The organism is Phytohabitans houttuyneae (assembly GCF_011764425.1).
Classification (GTDB): Bacteria; Actinomycetota; Actinomycetes; order Mycobacteriales; family Micromonosporaceae; genus Phytohabitans; species Phytohabitans houttuyneae.
On record NZ_BLPF01000004.1, the window covers coordinates 153455 to 180361 of the forward strand.

Consider the following 26907-nt stretch of genomic DNA (forward strand, 5'->3'; position numbering starts at 1 on the left):
GCCGGCGCCGGCGACGTTCGCGGTGTGATCGGTGCCGTCGGGGCTGGACAAGGGGCGGCCGGTGCTGGAGGAACTGCCGGTGTGCCGGTGGTGGTAAGCGATCAGGGACCTGGTCAAGGGCTGGCGGGTGGCTCGGTTGTGCCAGATGGGCGTGGTTGACGCGAGTAGGCGTTAGGCGATGCGGGCGCCGACGCCGCGGCCGCCGTGCAGTTGCAGGTCGAGTTGGCCTTTGAGCGTGTCGTCGACTGACTCGATGGGCTGCCGGATCGGTTTGAGCAGCTGCTCGCCCGGGCGTGGGGTGCGGTCAAACGGTCGCAGCAGCAGGCCACGATCAGCGAGCGAACGTTCCAGCTCTGCCGAGACGTAGCCCTTTGTCCGCGATGATCAACAGTCCGGTTGGGGGACGGAACAATGCAGCTTGGGGTCTGGGTCGCGGATGCTCTCAAGCTGGGCGCGGCAATGCGCCCAGTCCTGGATGCTCCCGCGTCCCACCACGTCCTGGCCATTTGTGATCGTGGACGTTCGTGGCCCTCGGAGGGGCTGTTGAGTCCACGATCCGCGAGGGGCGGGGCTTGTCCCGCGGACCCGGCAGCGGAGGTCGGGGTTTCGGCGAGCGCCAAGCTCGCCGCCGACCGGAGCGGTGCCCGCGGGAGCATGCGGTCCGCAGGTGATGCGGACGGGGCAGAAATCTTTCGGTAAGAACGGCCGCAACTACCCGTTGTAGGGGATGGCGCTGCCCTTCATGTATTGGTCCCAGCTCATGTTCCAGTCGGTCCAGCCGTTGCCGTTTTCGAGCTTTTCCTCGGTGCCCTTGACGGTGATCGGGTCGCCGATGCGGGTCTGGCCGAAGAGCCAGGCGCCCATCGCCATCGATACGTTGACGCAGCCGTGCGAGACGTTGGTCCGGCCCTGCACGCCCTCTGACCAGGGCGCCGCGTGGATGAACTGGCCGCTCCAGGTGAGGCGCTGCGCGTAGTCGATCGGCGTGCGGTAGCGGTTGGCGGGGTTGGGGTCGTCCATCGTGTCGAAGACGGTCTTGCGCTGCTTTTCGATGACCACCATCGTGCCGCTGGCAGATGGCGTGCTCTTCTTGCCGAGGCTCACCGGGATGGTCTTGATGACCTTGCCGTCCTTGGTGACGGTCATCTTCTTGGTCTTGTTGTCGACGGTCATGATGAAGGACGGCCCGATCTTGACGTCGACGCTCACGTCGGCGCGCCCGAAGTAGCCGTCGCCCATCGGCAGGCCGCCGGTCTGCATTCGGTACGAGATTTTGGTGCCGGCCTGCCAGAACGTCTTCGGGCGGTAGTGCACCTCGGTCGGGCTGGTCCAGTGCCAGATGCCCTCCTGCTGCGGCGTGGCCTGCACGAAGAGGCGGCGCTGCACGTCGTCGCGGAAGTCTTCGGGCACCGCGCGGCCGAAGCGCACGATCAGCGGCATGCCCACGCCGACCACCTGGTTTTCGCCGAGGAAGCTGGAGACCCGCACGACCTTTGTGGGCTTCGCCATCGTCGTGAACGAGCTTGAGTTTGAGGTCGGCTTACCGTCCGCGCCGGTCGCGTTGACCGTCACCGTGTACTTGGTGCCGTAGTCGAGTGCCCCTCCCGGCAGCCACGACTTGCCGTCCTCCTGCAGCGCGCCCTCGACCGTCTCGCCGCTCTCACTCTTGAGCTCGATGGAGGGGTTGCTCGCGTTTTCCAGCTGGAAAGCGATCTCGGTCGACGCCGGCACGTCCGTGGCGTCGGCGGCCGGGCTGGTGACGGTGCCGCCCTGCTTGGGGCCGCTGTCCTGCTGCTGTTCCTGGCCGCTGCCGTTCTTGCCGTCGTTCCACTGGGCGGAGGGCGAGTCGTCACTGCAGGCGGTGAGGAGGGCGAGGGTGCCGGCCAGCGCGGCCGCGCACAGGGCGCGCCACGCGGCCTGCCGGCTCGGCGTGCGTCGGTGCGTTCGCATCGCTGCCATGGTCCCCTCGCAAGTCCTCGATACCCCTGTGCTCATTACCCAGGCGCAGGGGTCAATCCTCCTCTAATGACGGGCTCCGCCAAATCCCGGTTTCATGCCGTGGCGTTGAACACTCGGTTTTGAGCCGATTTATTGGCATTTACTGCGTTACGGGTAGAGCGCTGCCCTTGATGAACTCGCTCCAGCTCATGTTCCACGCGGTCCAGCCATCGCCGGCGCCGAGCTTCTCCTCCGTGCCCGTCACCGTGACCGGGTCGCCGATCTTGCTCTGGCCGAAGAGCCACCGCGCGTTGTCGGTGGAGACGTTCACACAGCCGTGCGACACGTTGGTGCGACCCTGCTGGCTCACGGACCACGGGGCAGCGTGGATGTACTGCCCGCTCCACGTCAACCGCTGCGCGAACGCGATGTCCACCCGGTACCGGTCGGTGGGGTTGGGGTCGTCGGTGGTGTCGAAGACGGTCTGCTCCTTCTTCTCCATCACCACCATGGTCCCGCTGACCGAGGGGGTCGCCTTCTTGCCGAGGCTCACCGGCAGGGTCTTCACGACCTTGCCGTCCTTCAGGACCGTCATCTTCTTGGACTTGTTGTCGACCTTCATCTCGAACCGTGCGCCGATCTTCGCGGTCGCTTTCCGGTCCGTGTCGCCGTACCGCCCCTTGCCCATCGGGTGACCGCCCAGCGCGATCCGGGCGGTGATCTTCGTGCCCGGCTGCCAGTACTCGGGCGCCCGGTAGTACGCCTGCGTGCCGTTGGACACCCAGTGCCACGCGCCCGGCTGCGGCGGGTCGGTGCTCACGAACATGCGCTTCTGCACGCCCGCCCGGTCCTTCTTGGCGACGCCCGGGTGGAACTCGACGACCACGGGCATGGCCACGCCGTAGGTGCGGTCGTCGAACAGGTACAGGCCGGTGCCGACCCGCTTGCCCGGCTCGCCCATCGTGGTGAACGTTGTGGTCTGTGAGGCCGTGCCGCCGTCCTTGCTCGCGGTGACCGTCGCCGTGTACGTCTTGCCGTACTTGAGCGGGCTGCTGGGCACCCACGCGCTGCCGTCGTCCCGCATGGTCCCGGAGACCTTGGCGCCACCCGCCTCGGTCACCGTGACGGCGGTCACCTCGCCGCCCTCCAGCTTGACGCCGATCTCGGAGCTGACGGGCAGGTTCTTCGCGTTGGCCGCTGGCGTGATCGAAAACGAGAACGCCCCCGACACCGGCTCCTGCGCCCCCGCGCTCGGGGTGGCACCAGCGCTGGCCGCCGGCCCCGCCGTGGTCCCATCCACGAACCGGGGCGTCTCACCGCCACCCCCACAGGCGGCGAGAGCCAGCGGAGCCAGCACCGCCAGCACGGCAGCCTTCACCAACCCCCGCGTGCCCCTGCTCATGTCGACCCCGTTCGGTTAAAGGCTTGGTGTCATCGTGTGGCTCCAGGCGCCCCGGCACGCCAAGGGCGCCCGCCGGCGTGCGCGCTCGCGCGCCAGGGTTTATGGTGCACTACCCGCGCAGCCACCGGTGGCCAGTCCAGCACCCTGCCAGATCATGACGTGTGTCGCTTCCGCCACTCGGCCCGGCGTGGCTGGTCGAACCGGTTGGAACGGGTGCTGAGGGCCGTGCTAATGTTCATGCCGTTGTCAGCGAGCGCCGCTAGCTCAACTGGCAGAGCAGCGGACTCTTAATCCGCGGGTTCGGGGTTCGAGTCCCTGGCGGCGCACAAATGATCAAGGCTCTGACCTGGCGTTTTTCGCCGGATCGGAGCCCTTCCACGTTCTATTGTGGACGCGTGGGTGATCGATGGGTGATCTGTAGCTTTCGGTAGCGCCTAGCACCGACCGACATCGCCGATCATTGGGCGGCCCAGCCTGACAGCTGAGTCTTCTGGAGTCCGCTGGCCATGTGCGTTGTCGGAGCGGCGTATCCGGCGCAGCGCGGCACCCCACCCCCCCGTTGCCCTGGAGGGTCGCTACGCCACCGCGCCGCCTCGGCCGTCCGGGGATAGGGCGGTGCCTCGATCGACGGGCTCGTCGGGCCTTTGGTCCGGGTGCGTCAGCCTGTGCGGGGCAGGTCGGGTCGCCAAGCCCAGCGGCTCGTGCGCCCGCCAGCTCTCCGCGTGACGGTGCCCCGGGGTCTTCCTGCACACCCGCAGCGTCGGCACCAGCCCTCGGTGCCGTCATCGGCCTCCAGAACCCGGCACGCCAAGACCGCGCGATCGGGTTCCAGACGCTGGCCGACCACGACTAAGGCGTGTTTCAAAGTCGGTCATTGCGTCAGCCGCGCGGGCCGCGGGGTGGTTCGAGCAGATCGTCGATCTCCACGTAATTGCCGTAACGAGGGTGTCCAGATCAGCGTCCACGAAGGGCTCCAGCAGCTCGACATTGGGAAGCAACGCCGGTCCTGGGCATCCCATCTCATCAACCCGGCGGCGACACGCAGCCCGATCTTCAAGGCATCAATCATCTGTCCTGCCACAATCGGGGCGGTGGCCGACTCAACGATCATCCCCGTCCTCGGGCAGAGGAGAGGCTTGGCCTTCACCTACAACACCGATGATCGTCTGGGGTCAGGAGCCTTCAGTAACGTCTACGCGGCCACGGACGACGCCGGCAGGAAGCTGGCCGCCAAGGTCATCCAGTTCCGCGATCGAGAAGACGACCTTCAACTTGCCATGCGCGAAGTTGAGATCCTGGGCGAGCTCAAGGCGAAGCCCAACGATCACCTGGTACATGCAGTGGACATCGCGCTTGAATCTGATCATCTCGTTCTAGTGATGGCCCGGGCTGACCGCACCCTCGCCGACCTCATCGCCGAAGGTCCCGTTCCGGAGGCCGAGGTCAAGAACATCCTGATCCAGATCGCCACGGGCATGGAGAGCCTGGCACTGGCCTCGGTGGTCCACCGTGACATCAAGCCCACCAACGTCTTGGAGTTGAACGGCCAGTGGTGCCTGACGGACTTCGGGATCTCGCGTATCACCTCCCGCGCCCGGGCAGATCACACTTGGAGGGCGACCGGAACGGCCGAGTACCGCGCGCCAGAGGTCTTCCGGGATCAAGACGAGACAGTGCGGGCTGATCTGTACTCATTGGGCTGCATTGCCTACGAGCTGATCACCGGTGTACAGGCGTTTCCATACGCCGACGGTGACATCCGGATCCGGCAACTCACCGAGCAACCGGAGCTGCCTGAAGGAACAGACCCAACTCTTCGATCGGTTGTGGCGCAGCTGCTGAACAAAGAACCAGCCGCTCGACCAAGTGACGCCCGGCAGGTTCGCGAGCAGTTGGTAGCGAGCGGCAGGTTGAGTCCAGAGCAGAGCATGCTGCTGGGCGTGCGCGCGGTGGTGGATGAACGGGAAGCTCTGTCCGCGCTCGGCCAGTCACTCCAGGCGGCCAACGCCGAACGCTTCCGGCAGGCGGCGGTTCAGGTTCACGCGCTGTGGGCAAGATTCGTTGAGCTGCTGACAGAGGTCTTCCCAACCGCCGAGCCCGAGCAAATCCCCGGAGAGTTCAGGGTGAACTTCAACGGCATGAGCGTTTCGTTCCTACGTTTCGTGGGTCAGGGATTCCACTACGCGGCTGATCTTCCCGAGTTGATATTGGTGGGCGAGGTCAAGGTTCGCTCGGGCACCATCCATGGCGAAGCCACGATCGCCAACCTGTACAGCCTGTGGGTGAACGACCTTCCGCAGCTTAGGATCGCTCAGTTTGAAATAGAGGGTTACGAGTTGCCGCCTGGGCGCGATCTCGTGAAGCTACCCAGGGCAGCGAACTCGCACTACATGCCTCGGGCATACGCGGAGCATGGCCCGACCTTCGGCGAGATCGTCATCTCTGACGAACTGGCAGATGCCAACGCTTTGCTGCGATATGTCGCTGCGTACCTCCAGCCCCTGACAGGTCAGTAATCCGAGGGCTTGAACTGCGGTTGGTCGCGGGTAACCCTAGCGGCGCCCATGCCCATCTGAATCGGCCCCGCCTGGCACGTTCACAGAACTAAAGCGTAGCGTGGTCGATCGACGACTGATGGTCGAGGCGGTCTACTCGCTCCACCAGACCTCATGTTGAGACAGGTCCTCGGTGATACCGAGGACCGGTTCGTTTAGTGGTTGAACACGCCTGAAGATCCCTATACGGTCAGGGCCTCACCTTTCGGGATCGCGTGATGCCGCGTTGTGATCATGTTGGGGGTCTCGTGGCGTTTAAGAGGACGCATGACGCCGGTGAAGTACCGGATTCGCCGCTGGCGCTGTTCGCGGATCTTCCGCGAATGGGCGATGCGGTTCCGAACCTGTGGGGTCACCAGACCGGCGTGTTGAGCGAGTACGCCGACGCGCACGTGGACACGCCGGACCTGGCCATCGAGTTACCTACCGGAACGGGCAAGACCGTACCGGGTCTGCTCATCGCCGACTGGCGGCGACGCAAGCTGGTCGAGCAGGTCGCCTACGCGTGCCCGACAGTGCAACTGGCTCACCAGGCGGCCCGGGTCGCACAGCGGGAGGGTATCCCGGCGGTCACGCTTGTCGGCGGCCACAATTCGTGGCCGCTGGCCGAAGTGACCCGCTACGACGGGGCTGAGGCCGTCGCCATCACCACGTACAGCACCGTATTCAACGCAGCGCCGAAACTCGGACGGCCCGGCAGCCTGTTCTTCGACGACGCCCATGCCGGGGAACAGTTCGTGGCCGAGGCGTGGAGCGTGGAGATCTCCCGGTTCCGGAACCCGGAGATGTACGTCGCCGTAGTCGACGCCATGCGCCCGGCACTCGACGGCATGTTCTACCAGCGGCTGACCGAGGATGACCCCGATCCCCGTACCCGGCCCGACGTGCGGCTGGTGGTACCGGTGCGACGCGGCCTGGTCGCTGAGGTGGACAAGGCGCTGTCCGCAGCTACGGGCAACCTGGCGTGGCGCTTCACCATGATCCGCGCGGGGCTCGCGTCATGCCTGGTGTACGTGTCGTGGGGCGGTGTGCTGGTTAGGCCCTTCGTACCGCCGACATTCGAGAACGATCCATTCAGCGCCGCCCGGCAACGGGTGTATCTGTCGGCCACCCTCGGCCGGGGTGGTGAGTTGGAGCGGGCGTTCGGACGGGCACCGATCACCCGGCTTGCCCTGCCACCCGAAGCCGGCACTCCCCGCAACGGCCGCCGCTTCTTCGTCCTCGCCGGCCTCACCACCGACGGCACCGACAACGGCGCTGATCTCGCCCGCGCCGTCGTCCAAGCAGCGGGCAAGGCGCTTGTGCTGGCACCCACAGTGGACAAGGCCGTCGAAACCGCGAACACGCTCAACCCGGCCAAGTGGCCGGTCCTGGACAAGGACGCCGTGGCGACAAGCCTCGACCCGTTCAGCAAGGCCGACCACGCGCTACTCCCATTGGCCCGCTATGACGGCATGGACCTGCCCGACGCGACCTGCCGGCTGGTGGTCCTCGATGGCAAGCCAGACGCCGCCCACCTTCAGGAGCGGTACCTCGCTGATCAGCTTCGGGCGCGGATCGCCCTGGAGGAGCGCATCCGCACCCGAGTGGTTCAGGGTGCAGGCCGCTGCACGCGGGGACCGGCCGACCACGCCGTTGTGGTGATCCTCGGCGACACCTTGACCCGGTACCTGTCGGAGACCGGCGTACGTACCGCGCTCAGCGCCGATCTACAAGCCGAGATCGCCTTCGGCCGGGAGAACTCCCGCGTTCCGGCGGCGGAGGTCCTCGCTAATGTGGGCACCTTCTTAGCGCAAGGTGACGACTGGCGTGACAACGCCGAGCCCGAGATCGCGCGGCTACGGCGCACCGCAACCACCTCACCGCTGGCCGGTACCGAACATCTCGCCGCTTCCGTGCCGCACGAGATCGAGGCATGCCGGCTGGCGTGGCGCAGCTCGTGGTCGGACGCTGCGATGCATGCCGAGAAGGCCGCCAACGCACTCAGCGGCCACGATGAGGTAAGGCATTACCGGGCTCTCTGGCTGTACCTCGCGGCGGCATGGTTCCACGCCGCCGCAGACGCCGGCAACCCGACCGCGCGTTCCGCCGCCGAGGCCCTCGTTACCCGGGCCGCTACCGCCTCGCGCGGCACCACATGGCTGCGCGAGGTCGAGCCCGCGGACAACCAGGTTGTCCACGTCAGCGCCGACGACACCCCGGCCGTGCGGAAGGTCGCCGAGCGGCTGGCCAAGGGCGTCAAGCGCGCCAGCCACGACGCGCTGCTGGCCTCGATCAACGAGGGCTTGACCGCGACCGAGGCAGTCAAGTTTGAACCAGCGCTGTCCAGCCTCGGCGGCCTGCTCGGCGCCGAAGCCTACAAGCCACCTGGCCAGGGCCGCTGCGACTCAGCGTGGTGCTGGGACGAACGCATCTGGCTGACCATCGAAGCCAAGAGCGGCCAGGACGCCACCAAGGCTGTCGCGCTGCGCGACGTACGGCAGGCAAACACCCAGCTCCGACAACTCGCCGCCGACCGCGGCCACGCCGCACCTCCAGGCGACAGCGCCTCGATCATCGTCACCCCGCGCGGCGCTGTGGACCCGGAAGCCGTGGACGGCGCCGAGCACCACGTGCACCTCGCGGAGCCCGCAAACCTGCAGGCCATCGCCGCCGACATCGCCGCCGCTTGGGAAGAGCTGCTCGGCCAAGCACCAGGCCAGCGCGCCGATGATCTCCAGCGACTCGTTCGCAACATACTTGGCAAGTACCGCGTACTTCCCGCCCAGGTTTTGTCACGCCTCACCACCACCCCCTCAACGGGGTAGCATTCGCCGCCGGATCCGGCGAGGACACCGTGCCGTAGCTGGGCCTGGCCTCGATGTGCGGGACGGTGCTCCATGGGCCAGCGTGGACGGGATGAGGCTCCTGCCGGTGAGGTCAGCGCGTTACTCGGCCCGTGGCGAAATCGCCGCACAGGCGGGCCAGGTTACGCCGCACTGCTCGCTGCCTCCACCGCTGTCAGGCTACTGGGCGATCCCATCGCGCCCTCAATGCAGCTCTCGGCACGGCCATTACGGTTCGTGTGCCGTCGGCTGCACGTCGCACAAGCGAGCGGACGTACCGAAAGTCGCAGGCCCCGGCGAAGCATGCGGTGCCATCATGACCAGGTGATGGTGAATATCGACCCGCACTGGAGCGACCCGACCTCGTCATGGTGGGCGAAGGCACACCGCGCCGGCATGCATGTCGAGTCGTTGCGCCGCCAAGTCGACGCCTTCCGGTCCGCCAACCCCTACTCGCTCACGCCCGAGCCGACCGACGAGACCGACCGGCTCGCGTATCGGCTGCGGTTCGACCAGCACGTGCCCGTCGCCGTCAGTACCACGGTTGGCGACATCCTCAGCAACCTCCGGGCTGCCCTGGAAAGCGTCGCCTTCGAGGTCGCTAAGCGGGGCCACGGTGGAACTCTGACGCGCGAGCAAGAGGAGGCGTCGACATTTCCCATCAAGGCCACGCCGGACAAGTTCGACGCGTTCTTCACCGGTCGACGGGCCGCCCTCTACGACGATCGCGCCCGCCGCGCGTTCCGACAGGTCCAGCCGTTCGCTCATGACGAGATCGTCATCCAGAGCGGCGTCCCGCTAGACAGCTCGTACGAGGACCGCGCCCGGTGGCGTCCGCTGTACCGGCTCGATCGCCTCTGGAACATCGACAAACATCGGCGACTCGCGATCGTTGCATGGTGGCCGGACCTCATCTACTGGAGCAGTGACGGCCCGTCCAACCGCAAGATGTTGCCCGGCGACGGCACCGTGGCGGACGGCTCGATCCTGTTCTACATCCACGGACATGACGAAGGCATGGGCGACAAGGTCAGCCACGAGTTCAACCTCGTCGTACGGGACGATCCCAGCTTCAACGACGGCTCAGGTGCTACCACCGACGTGGTGAAGTTGATGACCTCATGGCATCGGCACATCGTCAACACGGTGTTCCCTCACGTGTTCACGATCATGTCCCAGCCCTAGCCCCGAACCAGGCAAGCACCACCAGCGAGGAACACCGATGACGACTGACCCGCCGACCGCTGCAGTGCGCCGCATGCAGCAGCTCTGCCGCGAACAGGCAGACGACCTCCGCGAAACTCTGGAACGCACACAAGAAACCGTCGCCGCCCCCGGTACGCCCGCCAGCCGCGACCACGCGCGGATGCTGTCCTGGACCCGCAGCACTGACCGGCAAGATCTGTGGAGCCGCGCGGCAATCAACGCGCTACACATGGCGGTAGCTGTCGGCGATCATCTTAGAGCGCTGAGCGTGCTGCTCGCGGACCCGGACGATGTGCCGATCTACACGCATGCAACCGTCGCCCGCGCCGCCGTCGAGTCTGCCGCCACGATCATGCATCTGACGGATGCCACGGTTCCAAGCGCAGTGCGGTTCGCCCGCGGCGTGGCGCTGCTCATCACCGACTCGGACGCGGCTCGCCGCGCCGCAGCCCAGGTGCCCAACATCGGACCGATGAAGGCACCCGGCCCGGCGTTCGCCGCCCAGCACCAGCGGCTGCTCGACCTCCTCGACCGGGCGAAGATACAGATCGTCAAAGGCCGAGACGGCAAGCCCAAGGGCGTGATCGTCGAACCGGGAGGACCGGAACAGCCCATCTCCGTCAAGGCCAGCGATCTGGTCCGCGGCGCATTCACCGACCTCTACGCGGTGTACCCAATGTTGTCCGGCGTCACCCATGCCATGCCATGGCGGCTGTCCGACAGCGCCGACATCACCGGGCGGCAGGCGCACTGGTCTGCGGATCCGGTCGACGTTGGCGGCTCCGTCATCCCGGCGCTCGCCGCTGCGCTACGCACCGCCGAGGCCCACGCCCGGTACCGCGGTCAGGACCAAGATTTGAGCCTCGACCGGATGCGGCGACGATACCGTGCCGGCGACGACGCACTCAAGCAACTCATGCTTTACCGCCGAGGCACCCCGAACGGCGTGCCCCTTAGCGCCTTTCGGCTCACCGGAGGCGCCTGAGCACCGCATACGCGTACATCCCCGGAGAGGTCAGCCTCTCACCGGCGGCCCTCGCGCCCGATCAGGTTTGCCACAGGCGGCCAGCAGAAAACGCCGAACGCACAAGGATTCGCCTGGTCGGCGGGTGAGACGGTCACGCTATTTCGATCAGGGTGACCGCGCCGGACGCACGGGCCGACGAGTGCGTTGAACATGAGCGTGGTCTGGGGTCGCCCAAGGATCGTCGACCACGAGTGGCCCTGGTCCGACCCTGTGTACCAGGTGCCGGAGAAGCCAAGCGGCCTGCGTGGCGACAGGATCGGGGTCAGCGTGAAGGGTGTCTGATGCGGGGCGGGGGCGGTGAACGTTGTGGCGTTCCCCGCCCCGCGATGGTGCCGGTAGGGTCGTGGTTATCCGGCGGCTCGTTTGTTGATCGGGATGATGGTGGCGCGGCGGGGCACGATGGCTGCTGTCTGTTCGGCGGCGTTGCGGGCGAGGTCGGGTAGCACACTGGTGTAGGTGTCGGCGGTGACGGTGATGGACGAGTGCCGCAGCATCGCCTGGACGACCTTCATGTCGACCCCGGCGGCGAGGGCGAGGGTCGCCGCCCCGTGCCGCAAGTCGTGCAGCCGCACGGGCGGCAGCCCAGCCTGTCGGGCGAGGTGCTGGAAGTGGTCGGTGACGTCGGCCGGGTGCAGGGCCTCGCCGGTGGGGGTGGTGAACACCAGCCCGGTCTGCACCCATTTTGGTCCGGCGGCGAGGCGTTGGTGGCGTTGCCGGGCGCGGTGTGCGGTTAGCGCGGTGACGGTGTCGGTGTCGAGGGCGACGACGGCTTCGCTGTCGTCGGTTTTGGGTGGTTCGAGGCTGGTGGCCCAGCCGTGTTGGTGATCTGCCAGCGGATGGTGATCTGTTTGCCGGGTAGGTCGACGTCGGCCCAGTGCAGGCCGCAGGCTTCGCCTCGGCGCAGGCCGCGGTAGGCGATGAGATGGTACAGCGGGTAGAGCGGGTCGTCGGCGTCGTGGGCGTGGTCGAGGAACGCCCCGGTCTGCGCCGGTGTCCACACCATGACCGGTCCAGGAAGCGCACCGGTGGTCTTCCACGCCTCGACGCGTTCGTCGGTCCACACCAGCGGCTTGGGCCGGCTGGCCGCCGGCAGCTCCACGTGAGCGGCGGGGTTGATGTCGATGAAGCCTTGCCGGATGGCGGCGTTGAGCGCGGCGCGCAGGGTGGCCCGGATGCGGTGCATGGTGGCCGGGCCGACGACACGCATGCCCTTGACCTTGTCCCGGCTGGCAGGGTCCCGGTTAGCCCGCATGGCCGCTATCTGCTCGTTGCGTTCCTCGATCGCGTCGAACAGGGCGTCGAGGTGACTGACCCGCAGCTTATCCAGCCGCATGCTGCCGAGGTGCGGGATGAGGTGGTTGGTGATGTGGCCGGTGTAGGAGCGGCGGGTACCGACCCGCAGCTTTTTGCGCCCGGCCAGCCACGTCGTCAGCCAGGTTTCCACGGTAGGGATCTCGACGGTGTCCCCGAGGTGCAACAGCCGGCGCACCTCGGCCGGGGTGGGCAGCGGCCGTTTGCGCTTGAGGGCCAGCTCGATCAGGTCGCCGACCTTGGTCAGGTCGGTCGGCTCACCGGCCTTGGCGACGGCGAGGGCTTCCCGGATCTTGCCGAGGATGGCTCCGGCCTCGGTCTGGCTCGCGTAGGTGCCGCGTCGCAGCGGGCGGCGGCGTCCGTCAGCGGCGGGTGGGAGGTCGATCTGGTACTGCCACACGCCGTGGTTGGGGTTCCAGCCGCCGCCTCGGCGCAGTTTCGGGCACCGCTGTCCCAGCCGCTTACCGGCCGCGTCCCGGCAGCCGCAGCGCTTGTACGTGGTTCCGTTCATCAGTGGTTGATCCCTTCCCAGGGGGTGTCGGGGCGACCAGCGGACCCGCCGGAATCAGCCAGTCCGCTGGTCGCGGTGGTCGACGTCGTATCCATGTCGGGGCCGCACGGGCGGTCAAGCCTGTCGCCGGCGCCCGTTGAGGCGTGCGCATTGGGAATCGGCCGGCCGTACGCGCGGCTCAGGTGTCGATGCCGACGGCCTGCAACAGGTGCGCGACCGCGACGAGGTACCGGCCGCCGACCTTGCGGACCGGGACGGGGAACTGGCCGTCACGGGCGAGCCGGTAGGCGGTGGTGCGTCCGAAGCCGAGCACGGAGCCGGCGGTGACCACATCGGTGGTGACGCCGAGCGCGCGGACCTGCTCGACAGACCACGCCCGCGCCGCGGCCATCACCGACCTCCGCGACTGTCGCTACGGCTGCGCGCGGCGAGTCCGACATCGCTTGTGTTCCGGCTGTCGGGCTTTAGTCCGAGCTTCAGGACCAGCACGTCTTCGTGCTGCACGAGCCATTGCGGGTCACCGGCGGCGATGGCGTCGCGGACGTTCTTCTGCTGGAAGAACGACGCCCGGGGGATGATCACATCGTCGCGGACGCCGCAGATGAGCGCGATGCATTCCTCGACCAGCTCCAGGCCGGCGGCAACACCGGCCGCGACGACCATGCCGGGGATGTCGATCAGCTCGCCGTGCCGGCGGTACGGGCGGGCGGTGATCACCACGTGCCCGCCCGGCCGGAGCAGGGGGAGGCAGCCGGCGAGGATCTCGGTGAACCCGTCGGCGAGTTCGGCGTGGCTGCGGTAGGCGAGGTTGTCGGCCCGGCCGTACTTGTGGTGCAGCTTGCGGACCTTGCCGCGCCGGGGGCCGGGGGTGCGGACGTGGCCGTGGGTGGATGGTCCGTACGGCGGTGAGGTGACGATGAGTGCGACCTGGCCGTGCACGTTGGACGGTAGGAGGGCCGGCAGGGTGCGGGAGTCGCCGGTGTAGATCTGGCCGGTGCCGGTCGCGCCGTCGGATTGTGCGAGTCGGATGTTGTCGGCCGCCAGGTTGGCCCAGCGGGGTTCGTACTCTACGCCGATGCCGTGCCGGCCCAGCCGCATGGCCTCCACGATGGTGGTGCCGATGCCGGCCATCGGGTCCAGCACCAGCTCGCCCGGGGCGGTGTAGGTGCGGATGGCGTAGCGGGCGATGGTGGGCAGCATCTTGCCCGGGTGCTGCATCGACTCCGGCGTGTACCGGCCGCGTCGCAGGTCCCGCGAGGCGGTCTGCCCGGTCAGCCACACCGAGCCGGGCGAGCCGTCCGCGAACAGCGGCGCCAGGTCGAGGCCGGGTTCGATACCGGCGGCCTCCCCGGCGCCGTTGAGGTCACCACGGCGCGGGCCGGTCGCGGACGGGTCGGGCAGGGTGGGCGTGTCAGCCACGGGTGGCCTCCTCGGTGGTGCTGGTGGTGCCGGCGAACGCGAGCAGGTCGCGAAACGCCGGCAGGTGCCGACCGTGGCGCAGCCGCCGGTCCGGCTCGGCGGCCGGGTTCGGGTCGGTGCGCGGGTCGCGCTCGGGCAGCGGGACAAGCAGGAGCGGGATGTGCTGGTGGTAGAGCAGTCCGGCGGCGCGGGCGGCGGCGATGACCGTGGAGCGGTGACCGACCGTGCCAGGTTCGGGGCCTTGGGCGGTCAGCGCCGCGAGCAGGTGCCCGCCGGGGCGCAGCAGTCGCCGCCATCCGGTCATGGCGTGGGTGAGGCCGTGCGGGTCGAGGCTGTTCGCTCCGGCCCGGGGCAGCGTGAGCATGATCAGGTCGGCGCCTCGCCCGGAACCGGACACCACCCGACGCGGCCGGTCTACGCGAGCCGGCGGGGTACCACCTGGAGCCGGGTGACCCCGCGACGGGTGACGAGCTTGGCCGGGGCGCGGCGAAGGTAGCGGGCCGCCGCCGCGACGGTGGGGTGCCCATCGAGGTCGAGCACCACGGAGCCGACGCGGGTGTAGCGGCGGATCAGGTAGGCCAGGTCCACCGGGGACAGGCCGTGCCAGTCCGGCACGCCCGGCCGGGCGAACCCGGCGCGGCGCGGGCCGGACCTGGCGGCCAGGAAAAGGCCAACCGGCACCGGCTCCGACCGGGTGACCGGCGGGGCGGCGCGGTTGGTGAAGGGGTTGTTCGGCATGGGCGTGTGGGCCACGTCCGCCGACAAGCGCTGACACTAAGGGATTACAAATTCGGCCCCCCGAATTGGAAACCGGCCGCCCCGCCGCCTCGTTCCGCCTCGCCGGCGACCCCTTGAACAAGATCACAGTCTGGGTTGAACAAGATCGTTGGCAGGTTGAACAAGATCCACAAGCCTTGAACAAGATCGATATCGGCCGTCGTGCGGTTGAACAAGATCGCGCCGGGCGGGCAGGAATTCCGTAGGTGGACTTTCGAGCCGGCGTGTGTTCAAGGTGCCGAAGTCTCGGTGCTCGGTACCCGGGAACGATCGACGGCGGCCCCTTGAACACGCTGCTCAGCGGCGGTGTGGCCGGTGACCTCGGTCGCCTCGCCGGACGGTCTGACGCATCGACGCTGATGTGCGGTGTTCGGGGTAATCGCGCGGTGTCGAGGGTTGAACAAGATCACGGTGTTCAAGTTCTGTTCAAGGCCAGTGGTGGCGTGGTGGCACACCGCCGAACCGGCGCTTCGCCGGAACGGCAGATGCCATCACGAGGGGATCACCATGGACCACCACACCGACCTGCACCCGCCCGCTGCCGAACCTGCTGTTGAGCCTGTTGGTGGGGTCGCTGCGGCCGGGAGGGAGACGCTGCTGGGCGACATCGAGTACCGGTTCCGGCTGGCCGGGCAGGGGCCGAAGCCGCTGTCCGTGGACGGCCGCGCCCTCGGCCACGGCCTGCCCCGCCGCCGGATCGCGCTGCCGGAGTTGTCGGCGATCCTGATGCACCCGGCCTGCGGCTACGCCGCCCGCGACGCCGTGTGGCGGTTGCTGGTTGAGCGTGCCCGCACCGGTGACCCGGCCTGGCGGGCCGGTGCGGTCGGGGTCGCCATGCCAGGGCTGCGGTTCAAGGCGTACCTGCTGGCCAAGCTGTTCCCGACCGCGGATGTGCAGGCGGCCATCGTGGAGCATTTCCTGCGGGCGTTGAACCGGGTCGACCTGGCAAAGCCGGGCGTGGTCGGCAACCTGCTGACGACGGCGTTCTCCAAGGCGCGCAGCGAGCTGCGCGAGCAGGAACCGGCCAGCTCCGGCACGCCGAACTTCGCCCCCGGCTCGGTGCTGCCGCCGGCCCCGTATGGCCACCCGGACCTGGTACTGGCCCGCGCCGTCACGGCCGGGATCCTCACCGCCGAGGACGCGGAGCTGATCGCGGTGACGTACCTGGAAGAGGTTTCCCTGACCGCATATGCCGAACGGCTCGCTAAGCCGCGGTGGAACCTCTACAAGCGCCGCACCGCCGCCGTGGCGCGGCTGAAGGCCGCGATCGAGGCCGGCGAGTTGTCCGACCCGTACGCCGACGTGATCAACGAAGCGACCATGACGCTCGTGCTGGACGTGCCCACTACCCGCAAACGCCCGTGAACACCGCCGAAGACACGGTCAAAGACATGGCCTCTGAGCTGCGGTTTTCCAATTCGGCCCGCGCATTTGTAATCCCTTAGTGCGGGACAACTCCCCGCGCTGGTGACCAACCGACCGGACCCGCTGACGGCGCTGACATCCCGCACGGTCCCGGCCCACCGCCCCTTTTCTGGTGAGGAGGACGGGCTGCGCCGGTCGGCACCAGGTCACCACGAAGCGCTCACGTCCCGGTTCTGCCTTCGCCACACCACACGCGCACCCAGCAACCGGCCCTGCCCTGCGTAGGGCGGTCTGTGGCGCGCACCGGAGGTGCTCCTTCCATGACCCGCAAGGTTTTCTCGCGCCGCTGCCGGCGCGAATCCACGCGGGGACAGCCCCACCGGCTGCCCCCGTGTTTGGGACTGCTGGATCGGGCCGTACGCCTGATTCCGATCCTGCTCCTGGCCGCCGTCCTTCCCGCCGTCCTGCTGGCGTGGCCGGGCACGGCGTATGCCGCCGAGCCGGCGGATCCGCCGACCGAGCCGACGGTGACCTCGCTCGACCAGGTCATCGACAACGTTCGGCTGTGGCTGCTGGGCATCCTTGCCGCCTACGCCACGTTCTGCCTGGTCGTCGCGTTCTTCCGGTACACCAGCGGTGAGGCCGACGAGGTGGCCAAGGCCAAGATCGGGTTCCGGTCGGCCGCGATCGGCTATGCCGGTGCGATCCTGGCGCCGCTGCTGGTGACGATCATCGGCGGGTGGCTGTGATGAACCAGCCTCGCCTCGTCTTGTCGCACCGGACGGTCCGGCTGCTCACGCTCGCCCTGCTGGGCGTCGTGCTCGCCGGGTTCGCCGCGGTCGTGACGGGTCCGGTGCTGGCCGAGCCCACGCCATCTCCGGCGCCCGGAAGCGGTGCCCCGGACCCAGGGGTGCGGCCGTCCCCGAACCCCACCCCACCAGGCGGCCCGTCCCCGAACCCGGCCCCGTCCCCGATCGGACCGCCGCCCACTAACCAGCCGTCCCCGTCCCCATCGCAGACGCCCGCCCCGGCGCCCGGCCCGACACCGACGGGCTGGAGCCCGCCGTCCAACGAGGAGTACGGCGACCCGGGCCTGTTCGACATCCCCGGCCAGGTCCGCAAGGCCATCGACGAGTTCTTCGCCTGGGCGGTCGAAAGCGCACTGAACCCGGTGCTGTCCGCACTCGGCGAAACAGTCCTCAGCACGCCGGATCTGACCGACGACGAGCGGGTCCGCACACTGTGGACGACCAGCTTCGTGGTGGCCAACGCGCTGCTGGTGTTGTTCATGCTGGCCGGGGCGTTCCTGCTCGCCAGCCGCGAAACCCTTCAGACCCGGCACGGGCTCAAGGAGATTCTGCCTCGACTGGCTGTCGCCGGTGTGCTGATCAACACCAACCTGGTCATCCTCGACAAGGGCATCGAGGCAACCAACGCCGTCACGGCCGCGATCGCCGGCCAAGGCGTCAACGGCAAGACAGCCGCCGACGCGATCGCCCAAGCGCTCGGCGAGGCAAGTTCCGGAAACAGCTTCCTACTCACCCTGCTGATTCTCGGCGTGCTGGTCATGGCCGTCGCGGTCGTGTTCACGTTCGTGCTGCGTGTCGCATGCCTGGCGATTCTGGTCGGCATCGCCCCTCTGGCACTGCTGTGCCATGCCTCGCCCCTGACCGAGCAACTGGCCTTGACCTGGTGGCGGGCGGTCGGCGCCTGTCTGGGCATCCAGATCGGCCAAGGCATCGTCCTACTCGCCACGGTCCGTGTGTTCTTGGTCCCGGCCGGCGACACCGTCACCGGACCGGGCTTGCTGATCGGGATACCGACGCCGAGCCGGCTGATCAGCATCCTCGTGGTCGCGGCCATGCTGTGGCTGCTGATCAAGATCCCCGGCTGGACGCGCCACATGGTGCTCGGCCCGCTCGGCAGCAGCCGCGGCCTGCTCAGCCAGCTGCTGCACATGTACGTGATGGTCAAGACCCTCGGTGCGGCGGCCGGTCTGGCGCGCGGCGCGACCACGGCCGCTCGAGCGGCGGGGACGGCCGGGGGACGGCCGGGGACGACGCCTCGCCCCGGCGGTGGCCGCCCGTCCCCGACCGGCGGTCCCCGGCCCCGCCCTCGCCCGGGTCCGTCCCGGCCGTCCCCGTCCCCGGCGGGACCGGCGGCGTTCAGCCACGCCCCTGCCTCTCACACGCCGCTGTCGTCCCGGGCCGGGACGAACGCCGCTCCGGTGTTCAGCCATGCGCCGTCCCCGTCCCCGTCTCCGGCGGGGTCGTCCCCGTCCGTGGCCGTCCCCGGCGTGCAGTTCTCCCGCCCGTCTCCGGCCGAGGCGCCTAGCCCGGCGCCGGGCACACGGGCGGCGCGGGTGGCGTTCAGCGACGCGGCCTCAGCCACGCCGAGACGCGCCGGGGGTGGCCCGGGCCCCGGGGTGACGTTCTCGGCTGCGCCAGCGCCGCAGAGCGCGCCGCGCCGGCCGCCGGCCCTGGTCACACCCGTGTTCTCCTCCGCAGCCGGCACCCAGGCAGGTCGGCCGCGTGGCGGGGCGTCTCCGGCCAGCCGGCCCACCGCCGCCCGAAGGGCCGCCCCTGTGGCTGGCGCGGCCGGCACCGCCGGGACGCGCACCCCGAGCGCCGGCATCCCCTGGCCGACTCCACCGGCGCGGCGGGCGGCGCCGTCCCCACCGCCGTCCCCGACGGGACGGCCACCGGCCACCCCGTCCCCAAGATCGTCCCCGGCGTCAGGTCTGTCCCCGGTCTTCCGCGCGGCTCGTCCCGCGCCGTCCCCTCCGTCCCCGCCGTCGTGGCGCCGTCCCCAAGATCGAGGTGAGCAGCGATGAACCGCCGTACCGATGAGGCGCCGCTGCGGGCGCGGGTACCCGGAGACCTTGAACGCCCGGATCGCCTGGCGTTCGGCCTGACCGGCCGGCAGTTGGTCATCCTGGCCGTGACGGGTCTGCTGCTGTACTCGGCGTGGACGGCCGCGGCGACAATCGTGCACCCGTTGGTGTTCGGCGCCTTCACGATGCCGATCGCCGCATCGGCGTTCGGGCTCGCGGTCGGCCGCCGGGACGGGATCAGCCTCGACGCCTGGGTCCTGGCCGGGTTGCGGCACCGGCGCAGCCCGCGCCGGCTCGTGCCGGTCGAGGGTCCGATCACACCGGCCCCACCGTGGGTGAACACGACGGCCGGTGCGGGTGACCGGCTGCCGCTGCCCGCACCTTTGCGCCTGCCGGCGAAGGGCATCACCGAAGGCGGGTTGATCGACCTTGGCGGCGACGGCACGACCGGCTTGGTGGCCGCATCGACGGTGGCGTTCGGGCTGCGGACAGCAACTGAGCAGAACGGCCTGGTCGCCGGGTTCGCCCGCTGGCTGCACAGCCTCGATGGGCCGGCGCAGATCGTGGTGCGGGCGCAGCGGGTCGACCTGACCTATCTCGCCGACCGCTATCTGGCCGCCGCGCCAGGCTTGCCACACCTGGCGTTGGAGCAGGCCGCCCGCGCGCACGCCGCCTTCCTCGACGACCTTGCGACGCAGCGGGAGCTGCTGCACCGGCAAGTCACCGTCGCCGTGCGCAGCCGACGCGGCCCGCACCACACCGCGCACGCCGCCACTGAAGCGGTGCGCGCCCTGGTCGGATGTGAGGTCCCGGCCCGCGTCTTGGATGGCCCGGACACGGCGGTGCGGCTCGCGGCCAGCCTCGACCCGAGCGGCTCCGCCGCGGGATCCCGCTTCGCGGACGGGAGTGACGGCTCGTGGTGAACCTCTTCTCTCGCGTGTTCCGCCGCGCCAACCGCGACCACGACGGGCGGGGTATGGGATTCCTGCCCGGCTCGCCGGACGCGGTGCAGGTCGATGGCCGGTTCGTCCGCGTCGGTGACGGCTACACCACCACCCTCGCGGTGACCGGCTACCCGGCCGAGGTCGGCCCCGGCTGGGCCGAGCCAATCCTGGCCTATCCCGGCCTGGTCGACGTGACCTTCCACATCGAGCCGATCGCGCCGGCGGTGGCCTCCGACCGGTTGCGCAAGCAGCGCGGCCGGTTCGAGTCCAGCCGCCGGCAAGAAGCGGCGAAAGGCCGCCTGGATGACCCGGAGCTGGACACCGCGGCAGCCGACGCCGCCGAGCTAGCGATGCGGGTCGCCCGGGGCGAGGCGCGGTTGTTCCGACTCGGCATGTACCTCACCGTCCGCGGATCCAGTCCGCAGGACCTGGCGGACCGGGTGGCCGAGGTCAGGTCGCTGGCGGCGTCGTTGCTGCTGAACACCGCACCGGTCACGTGGCGGCAGCTTCAAGGCTGGATCACCGGCCTGCCCCTGGCGTTCGACGGGTTGGGGATGAAGCGGGTCTTCGACACCGACGCCCTCGCCGCAGCCTTTCCGTTCACCTCGCCGGATCTGCCCGACACCGCTGGGGACACCGGCATGGGCGTGCTGTTCGGGCTGAACCTGTACTCGGCCGGCGTCGTGGTGTGGGACCGGTGGGCGCAGTCCAACTTCAACGCCGTCATCCTTGCCCGCTCCGGTGAAGGCAAGTCCTACCTGGCGAAGCTGGATCTGCTGCGCAACCTGTGCCTCGGGGTGGAGGCGTTCGTCATCGATCCGGAAGACGAGTACCTGCGCCTGGCCGACGCGGTCGGCGGCACCGTGATCCGGCCCGGCAAGCCGGGAGTGCGGATCAACCCGCTCGACCTGCCAGCCGGCGACGACGACGCCTTCTACGACCGGATCCGGTTCATGCACACCCTCCTGGCGGTGATGGGCACCGGTGACACCACCGCCAGCGCACCACTGCCCGGCGACGAGGCCCGCTCCCTGGACATCGCGGTACAGGCCGCCTACCGGGCCAAAGGCATCGACTCCGACCCGCGCACCTGGCGGCGGCCCGCACCACTACTCGCCGATGTGATGGCCGAGCTGGAGAACCTCGATGACGCCGGCCGGCGGGTCGCCGCCCGCCTGCACCCGTACGTGGCGGGCAGCATGAAGGGCCTGTTCGACGGCCCCACCACCACAGTCCCGGCTGGGCATCTGGTGGTGTACGCGCTCAAGGACCTGGCCGAGCAGCTCCACCCGGTCGGCACCCTACTCACCCTCGACACCATCTGGCGCACCGTGCGCGGCGCCACCGCCGCCGGCAACCGGCCGCAGGTGTTGCGGATGGTGTTGGTGGACGAGGCGTGGAAGCTGCTGTCCTCCGGCCGGGGCGGGGTGTTTCTGGAGACTCTGGCCAAGTCCGCCCGCAAGTACGGCGTCGGGCTGACCGTGGTGACCCAGGACGCGGCGGATGTGCTGTCGACCAAGGTGGGCCGGGCCGTGGTGTCCAACGCGGCCACCCAGGTACTGCTACGCCAGGCGCCCCAGGCCATCGATGCGGTGGCCGAGGCGTTCGGGCTCACCGACGGCGAGCGGGCGTTCCTGCTGTCCTGCCAACGCGGAGACGCGCTGCTCAGTGCGGGGCCGGCGCGGGTGGCCTTTCACGCCCAGGCGTCCGACGTCGAGCACGAACTCATCGTCACAGGCCCTGCGACTGGCCCAGCCGCCGGTCCGCGTGTTGGCGCGGGCCGCCGCCGCTGACTCCACCAACCCCTTGCTGACTGGAGCCTTCGATGCTGCCTGCTCTGTCACCAATGCTGTTCTATTCCGGCCCGCCGTCGGTGAGTCCGCCTGCGCCCACGCCAGCTGCGTCCGCGTCGCCGCCGGACCCGATCGTTGGCGGGTGTGTGCCGGGCCAGGGCGGGGTGCCGGACTCGGTCGTGGGTGAGGTGCTGTGCGGCACCTGGGGCGATGACGTCGCCGGGGTGTGGCACGCGGTCTGGGATCGGTGGCCGCTGCTGCTCCTCGCGGTCGCGGCGCTGCTCGGCGTGCGGCTGGGCTGGGCCGTCTGGCGGCGGCGGGTGTGGCGTGTTCACGCCGCGCGGGCGCGGTGGCTTCAGATTACCCCGCCGGTGACCGCGACCCCGGCCGCGACTGTCGGCCTGTGGCGGCTGCTCGCCACGGCGCTACCGGCGCCGGGCCGGTGGAGTTGGCGTCCGGCCCGCCTGGTGTGGGAGGTCGTCGCCGACCCGGACGGGATGCGCGCTGGGCTGTGGCTGCCGCCCGGGATCAACCCGACCGCTGTGGTGCGGCTGCTGCAACGCGGCTGGCCCGGCGTGCGCGCCGAGCAGACCGCCCCGCCCCGCACGCCGACCGGCAAGCAGGTGGTGGCGCTGCGGCTGGTGCCGACGCAACCGCAATGGCTGCCCCTCGTGGGGGATGCCGCCCCGCCCGTGCGGCGAGGCATCGATGCCGGGGCGCCGGAGGATGACCGGCTCCGTGCGGTGTACGACGGCCTGGCCTCGGCCGGCCGGACCGGCGGCGGGCTGCTACAGGTCCACATCAGCCGAGCACCAGCCCACCGGATACGGGTGCTGCGCCACGCGATGACCAACCCCGACCGCGCCCGCCACCGTCCCCGAGGCGCCGCAGCTCGCGCCGCCGGCCTGCTCGCGCGGGCACTGCGCGTCGGGACTCTGACCGTCTTGGATCTCATCACGCCTGGGCCGGCCACACCTAAGTCCCCGTCCGGAACGACGACCGACCCGTACACCGCCGAGTTGGCCCGGCAGGCGCGGGCAAAGTTCGCCGACGCGCCGCACCTACTCGTCGCTGTCCACGCCATCGCCACCGGCCCGACGAAAGCCGCCGCACGAGCGGCAGCCGCCGACATCACCTCCGGGTTCGGGCTGCTGTCACCACACTTCACCCGCCGCCGCATGCGCCGCGGCGCGGTCACAGCAGCCGAACGGTGGGTACCCGCGAAACGGATGAGTCTCGCCTGCGTCACCGAAGCCGCCGCCCTGGCCGGGCTCCCCGCCGAACCGGCCGCCTACGGCCTACCCGGGGCAGCCTCTCGCCGCCGCGTTCCCACCCGCGACACCTTCCGCGCCTCCGGCGGGAAGGTCGACAGCCGCCGTCGAACGTCAGCTCCGTCCGAAGTGGACGGCCACATAGGGCGCGGTGGGGCACCGATCGCGCGGAGCACCCCATGAACGACATCAACCACAAGGCTGCTCGGGCCGGCTCCCGCCCGGCGGGCAGGTTGAATCTGGTGCCGCTCGATGAGCGATATGGCCTGGGCGGCAAGGTGATCGGCGTCGCCAACGCCGGCCCGCAGGTGCGGGTCGGGATCTCCCTCGCAGACTGCCGCTACCACCTGCACGTCCTCGGCCCGACCGGAACCGGCAAGACCACCCTGCTCATGCGGATGGTCCTCGACGATGTCGACGCCGGCCGTGGAGTGGCCGCGTTCGACCCCGCCAAGGGTGACCTGATCCGCGATCTGCTCGCCCGGCTGCCGAAGTCGTGTGGCGACCGGCTGGTGCTCATCGATCCGGACGAGCGCAAGGCGCCGCCGGCGATCAACCTGCTCGACCCCGCCGTGCACGGCGGCACCCCGCACGACGTGGCCGCCAACCTCACCGCCGTCATGGCGAAGGTGTGGCACCGCTGGTGGGGACACCGCACCGCCGACATCTGCTACCACGGCCTACTCACCCTCGCCCACCTCGAAGGCGCCACCCTCGCCCAACTACCCCGGCTGCTGTCCGACGCGGCATGGCGGACCGCCCGCGTCAACGTCGTCACCAGTGCGCTGAACGCGTGGGAGGGCAACACCCTCGGCGAGTTCTGGGAAGGGTTCAACGAGCTGCCCGCCGCGCAACGCTCCGGCCTGGTCGCACCCCTGCTGTCGAGGCTGCGGCTGGTGTTGGCCCATCCGATGGCCAACAGCCTGTTCGGGGTGCCGGCGACCACGTTCTCCTTCGCGGACATCCTCGACGGCGGCGTCCTGCTCTGCCGGCTGCCCAAAGGCGTCATCGGCGAAGACGGCACCCGCCTGGTCGGGTCGCTGCTGCTCGCGGGGCTGTGGCAAGCCACCACCGCCCGCGCCCGCATCCCCGAAGACGACCGCCCCGACGCCATGGTCGTACTGGACGAATGCCACAACTTCCTGCACCTGCCGATCGGGATTGATGACGCCCTTGCCGAGGCCCGCGGCCTGCACACCTCGTTCGTGCTCGCGCACCAGTACCTCGGGCAGCTGTCCGGGGACATGGCCGAGGCGATCGACGCCAACGCCCGCAACAAGGTCTACTTCGCCCTCGCCCCGCGCGACGCCATAGACCAGGCCCGCCACCTGCGGCCCTACCTGGACGACGGGGACCTGATCCGGCTCGGCGGCTACGAGGTCGTCCTGCGCCCAGTCGCCGGTGGCCGCGTCGTGCCGCCAGTCACCGCCGACACCGAACCCCCACCGCCGGCCGAGCCCGGTCGCGTCGCGGTGCTACGGCAGGCGGCCCAGGAGCACACCGGCCTGCCACTTCCCGACCGGCGGCGGCTGCTCGGCGAGACCGCCACCGGTGTGGTCACCGACGACGAGGCCCTGTCCGGCGACGAGCTGACGCAGCCCGCGGTCGAGCCGCACAACTTCCCACCCAAGGGTGCTCAACCCGAGCGTTCACCAGTGCCCCTCAAGTGACCACTCACGAGGCGGCTCGCGAGGTAGCTCAGGGCCACGAACACGCGGGTCAGAACGCCCCCATGAACACGGCATACGCGCACGTCGACCCGGATGAGGAGGACTGGTGGACCGGAACCGACTGATAAGAGATATCACTCCTACTGGTAGTCAACCTGCTGGCACAACCAGCCCACGCCTGACGGCGTCCGTCGTAGCTGGCGAACTGGCCCGGCTCACCCCCGGGACCGGCTCCTGCTCGAGCTACTCGACCAGCACCAGACCTTCACCACCGACCAGCTCCACGCCCTGGCCTTCTCCTCCCTGGGCCGTACCCGCAACCGGCTGTCCACCCTGTACGCCCGGGACATCCTCGACCGGTTCCGGCACTACCAGCGCCCCGGGTCGCAAGCCTGGCGGTGGACCCTCGGCCCGGTCGGCGCGGCCCTCGTCGCGGCCGGACGCGGTGAGGCCATGCCGCGCCCGGCGGCCGTGCGGGACGCCACGATGCGCCTGGCCATGTCCGGCACACTGGGACACCTGCTCACGGTGAACGGGTTCTTCGTCGCGCTGACCGGGCACGCCCGCACCACGCCCGGCGCCCGGCTGGCGCGGTGGTGGAACGAAGCCCGATGCCGTGAGGCGACCGGCAAACTCGTCCGCCCGGACGGGCACGGCGTGTGGTCGCAATCCGGGCGGGTGACGCCGTTCTGGGTCGAGGTCGACCTCGGCACCGAACCCTTGCGGCGGGTCGCGGGCAAACTCGGCGGCTACGCCGCACTACCGCCGCGCCGCGCCTACCCGGTGCTGTTCTGGCTCACCAGCACCACACGGGAAGCGAACCTGCACGCGCACCTGTCCCGGGCGGGATGCCGGAAGGGCTGAGCGTGGCGACCGCCGCCGCCGACCACGCCACGGATGCGGGCGGTCCGGCGGGTCCGGTCTGGCGGGTCGTCGGCCGGTCCGGGCGGGTTAGCCTTGCCGACCTCGGCGCCCCGGTCACCGATGGTGGCGCGCCGTGGGACGGGTAGCGCTATGGGTCGCGGTCGGCGCGGCTATGGCGCTGGTGCTGCTCGCCGGTACCGCCGCCGGAGTCGTCTCGTCAGTGTTCGGCGGCGGCGGCGGCGCCGGTTGTCTCGGTGCCGTGACCGCGCCGGGTGCCACCCCGGCCGGGCTATCCGGCGAGCAGGCCCGTAACGCCTCGGTGATCGTGGCCACCGGTCAGCGGATGCGGGTACCGGTGCGCGGGTGGGTGATCGCCGTCGCCACCGCGCTCCAGGAATCCGGGCTCGTCAACATTCGGGGTGGGGACCGGGACTCGTTGGGGCTGTTCCAACAGCGCCCGTCGCAAGGGTGGGGCACCCCGGAACAGATCATGAATCCGGCCTACGCCGCCACCAAGTTCTACGAGCGCCTTCTCATCGTGCCCGGGTGGGAACGGCTACCGCTCACGGAAGCGGCACAAGCGGTGCAACGCTCGGCATACCCGGACGCGTACCAAAAACACGAGGCGCGGGCTACCGCGATCGTCGCCGCGTACACCGGCGGCACTCTGCCCGGGTGTGACGATTCGGCCGTCAGCGCCTCGGGGTGGACCCGCCCCGTGGCGGGCACGGTCAGCTCGGGGTTCCGTACCGCCGACCGGCCGGAACATGACGGCGTGGACATCATGGCCCCGAAGGGGACCGTGATCCGGGCCGCGTCCGGCGGGGTGGTCGTGCGGGTGCGGTGCAACATCGGCGACAACTCGTGGGAACCAACCGGCGGGCCGATGCCGTGCGACGTGGATGGAAGCCCGACCACGGGCGGGTGTGGCTGGTACACCGACATCCGGCACGCCGGGGACATCACATCCCGGTATTGCCACATGGTCCGGCAACCGGCCGTGAGAGTCGGTCAGACCGTGATGGCGGGACAGCCGATCGGCAACGTCGGAAGCTCCGGGAATTCGTCCGGACCACATTTGCACTACGAGATTCATGAAGGCTATCCGGCCACCGAGAACAATGCGATAAACCCCGTTCCATTCATGCAATCCAAAGGCGCCCCGCCGTAAAGCGGTGAAGTGATTCTTCACACAA

Annotated in this window: 16 protein-coding genes, 1 tRNA gene and 4 pseudogenes; 14 read left to right on the forward strand and 7 right to left on the reverse strand. The window is 69.6% G+C overall.

The genetic code is table 11. The features are described from left to right. Window positions 1-87: 87 nt before the first annotated feature. From Phou_RS56105 to Phou_RS43255, 3 genes and pseudogenes are all read right to left on the reverse strand, one after another. Window positions 88-394 (reverse strand): annotated as a pseudogene (locus Phou_RS56105) (IS982 family transposase); the annotation flags it as partial. A gap of 317 nt (window positions 395-711) precedes the next feature. Beyond that, window positions 712-1950, reverse strand: a complete 1239-nt coding sequence (locus Phou_RS43250) for a L,D-transpeptidase (protein WP_173069592.1) — start codon at window positions 1948-1950, stop codon at window positions 712-714. Between the two features lie 148 nt (window positions 1951-2098). After that, window positions 2099-3340: a L,D-transpeptidase gene (locus Phou_RS43255; RefSeq protein ID WP_173069594.1), complete on the reverse strand. Its 1242-nt coding sequence runs from the start codon at window positions 3338-3340 to the stop codon at window positions 2099-2101. Between the two features lie 253 nt (window positions 3341-3593). Between Phou_RS43255 and Phou_RS43260 the strand changes: the two genes are divergently transcribed. From Phou_RS43260 to Phou_RS43280, 5 genes are all read left to right on the forward strand, one after another. Next, window positions 3594-3666: transfer RNA gene (locus Phou_RS43260), tRNA-Lys, on the forward strand. Window positions 3667-4476: 810 nt separating this feature from the next. Continuing rightward, a complete protein-coding gene (locus tag Phou_RS43265) occupies window positions 4477-5856 on the forward strand; it encodes a serine/threonine-protein kinase (RefSeq protein ID WP_218579578.1) in 1380 nt (459 codons plus the stop codon). A 257-nt stretch (window positions 5857-6113) separates the two neighbouring features. Next, window positions 6114-8702 carry a hypothetical protein gene (locus tag Phou_RS43270; RefSeq protein ID WP_173069597.1) on the forward strand — a complete coding sequence of 863 codons (2589 nt, stop codon included), beginning with the start codon at window positions 6114-6116 and terminating at the stop codon, window positions 8700-8702. A gap of 342 nt (window positions 8703-9044) precedes the next feature. Next, complete coding sequence (locus Phou_RS43275) at window positions 9045-9905, forward strand: hypothetical protein (RefSeq protein WP_173069599.1); 861 nt, start codon at window positions 9045-9047, stop codon at window positions 9903-9905. 37 nt (window positions 9906-9942) lie between these two features. Beyond that, entirely contained in the window at window positions 9943-10911 is a 969-nt protein-coding gene (locus Phou_RS43280; protein WP_173069601.1) for a hypothetical protein, read from the forward strand. Window positions 10912-11300: 389 nt separating this feature from the next. Here the strand turns inward: Phou_RS43280 and Phou_RS43285 are convergent. From Phou_RS43285 to Phou_RS55920, 4 genes and pseudogenes are all read right to left on the reverse strand, one after another. Continuing rightward, window positions 11301-12775 (reverse strand): annotated as a pseudogene (locus Phou_RS43285) (tyrosine-type recombinase/integrase). Window positions 12776-12953: 178 nt separating this feature from the next. Further along, window positions 12954-13166, reverse strand: coding sequence for a helix-turn-helix transcriptional regulator (locus Phou_RS43290; RefSeq protein ID WP_173069603.1), 213 nt, complete (start codon window positions 13164-13166; stop codon window positions 12954-12956). Beyond that, a complete protein-coding gene (locus Phou_RS43295; protein WP_173071380.1) occupies window positions 13166-14110 on the reverse strand; it encodes a TRM11 family SAM-dependent methyltransferase in 945 nt (314 codons plus the stop codon). The genes Phou_RS43290 and Phou_RS43295 overlap by 1 nt, the downstream gene beginning before the upstream one ends. 76 nt (window positions 14111-14186) lie before the next feature. Further along, window positions 14187-14932, reverse strand: a pseudogene (locus Phou_RS55920) (hypothetical protein). 546 nt (window positions 14933-15478) lie between these two features. On the opposite strand from Phou_RS55920, the gene Phou_RS43305 reads away from it, so the two are divergent. The 9 genes and pseudogenes from Phou_RS43305 to Phou_RS43345 all read left to right on the forward strand — a co-directional run bounded on the left by Phou_RS43305 (window position 15479) and on the right by Phou_RS43345 (window position 26882). Then, complete coding sequence (locus Phou_RS43305) at window positions 15479-16336, forward strand: hypothetical protein (protein WP_246274499.1); 858 nt, start codon at window positions 15479-15481, stop codon at window positions 16334-16336. A 320-nt stretch (window positions 16337-16656) separates the two neighbouring features. Then, window positions 16657-17085, forward strand: a complete 429-nt coding sequence (locus Phou_RS43310) for a pilin (RefSeq protein ID WP_246274501.1) — start codon at window positions 16657-16659, stop codon at window positions 17083-17085. Then, entirely contained in the window at window positions 17085-19169 is a 2085-nt protein-coding gene (locus Phou_RS43315; protein ID WP_178135015.1) for a TrbL/VirB6 family protein, read from the forward strand. The genes Phou_RS43310 and Phou_RS43315 overlap by 1 nt, the downstream gene beginning before the upstream one ends. After that, on the forward strand, window positions 19166-20092 hold the full coding sequence (locus Phou_RS43320; RefSeq protein WP_173069605.1) for a PrgI family protein: 927 nt from the start codon (window positions 19166-19168) through the stop codon (window positions 20090-20092). The genes Phou_RS43315 and Phou_RS43320 overlap by 4 nt, the downstream gene beginning before the upstream one ends. Window positions 20093-20145: 53 nt before the next feature. Continuing rightward, window positions 20146-21906 carry a VirB4 family type IV secretion system protein gene (locus Phou_RS43325; protein ID WP_173071388.1) on the forward strand — a complete coding sequence of 587 codons (1761 nt, stop codon included), beginning with the start codon at window positions 20146-20148 and terminating at the stop codon, window positions 21904-21906. 146 nt (window positions 21907-22052) lie between these two features. After that, on the forward strand, window positions 22053-23360 hold the full coding sequence (locus Phou_RS43330; protein ID WP_173069607.1) for a hypothetical protein: 1308 nt from the start codon (window positions 22053-22055) through the stop codon (window positions 23358-23360). Beyond that, window positions 23357-24847 carry a type IV secretory system conjugative DNA transfer family protein gene (locus Phou_RS43335; protein ID WP_246274503.1) on the forward strand — a complete coding sequence of 497 codons (1491 nt, stop codon included), beginning with the start codon at window positions 23357-23359 and terminating at the stop codon, window positions 24845-24847. Before Phou_RS43330 ends, Phou_RS43335 begins: the two co-directional genes overlap by 4 nt. 178 nt (window positions 24848-25025) lie before the next feature. Beyond that, window positions 25026-25857 (forward strand): annotated as a pseudogene (locus Phou_RS43340) (replication-relaxation family protein). Next, entirely contained in the window at window positions 25845-26882 is a 1038-nt protein-coding gene (locus Phou_RS43345; protein WP_173069609.1) for a M23 family metallopeptidase, read from the forward strand. The pseudogene Phou_RS43340 and the gene Phou_RS43345 overlap by 13 nt, the downstream one beginning before the upstream one ends. Window positions 26883-26907 lie beyond the last annotated feature (25 nt).

Coding starts and splice junctions, on each gene's coding strand:
- Phou_RS43315 (WP_178135015.1), top strand. CDS start 17,085: ATGAACCAGCCTCGCCTCGTCTTGTCGCACCGGACGGTCCGGCTGCTC.
- Phou_RS43310 (WP_246274501.1), top strand. CDS start 16,657: ATGACCCGCAAGGTTTTCTCGCGCCGCTGCCGGCGCGAATCCACGCGG.
- Phou_RS43270 (WP_173069597.1), top strand. CDS start 6,114: ATGCCGCGTTGTGATCATGTTGGGGGTCTCGTGGCGTTTAAGAGGACG.
- Phou_RS43325 (WP_173071388.1), top strand. CDS start 20,146: ATGGGATTCCTGCCCGGCTCGCCGGACGCGGTGCAGGTCGATGGCCGG.
- Phou_RS43250 (WP_173069592.1), bottom strand. CDS start 1,950: ATGCGAACGCACCGACGCACGCCGAGCCGGCAGGCCGCGTGGCGCGCC.
- Phou_RS43320 (WP_173069605.1), top strand. CDS start 19,166: ATGAACCGCCGTACCGATGAGGCGCCGCTGCGGGCGCGGGTACCCGGA.
- Phou_RS43305 (WP_246274499.1), top strand. CDS start 15,479: ATGGACCACCACACCGACCTGCACCCGCCCGCTGCCGAACCTGCTGTT.
- Phou_RS43335 (WP_246274503.1), top strand. CDS start 23,357: ATGAACGACATCAACCACAAGGCTGCTCGGGCCGGCTCCCGCCCGGCG.
- Phou_RS43290 (WP_173069603.1), bottom strand. CDS start 13,166: ATGGCCGCGGCGCGGGCGTGGTCTGTCGAGCAGGTCCGCGCGCTCGGC.
- Phou_RS43280 (WP_173069601.1), top strand. CDS start 9,943: ATGACGACTGACCCGCCGACCGCTGCAGTGCGCCGCATGCAGCAGCTC.
- Phou_RS43255 (WP_173069594.1), bottom strand. CDS start 3,340: ATGAGCAGGGGCACGCGGGGGTTGGTGAAGGCTGCCGTGCTGGCGGTG.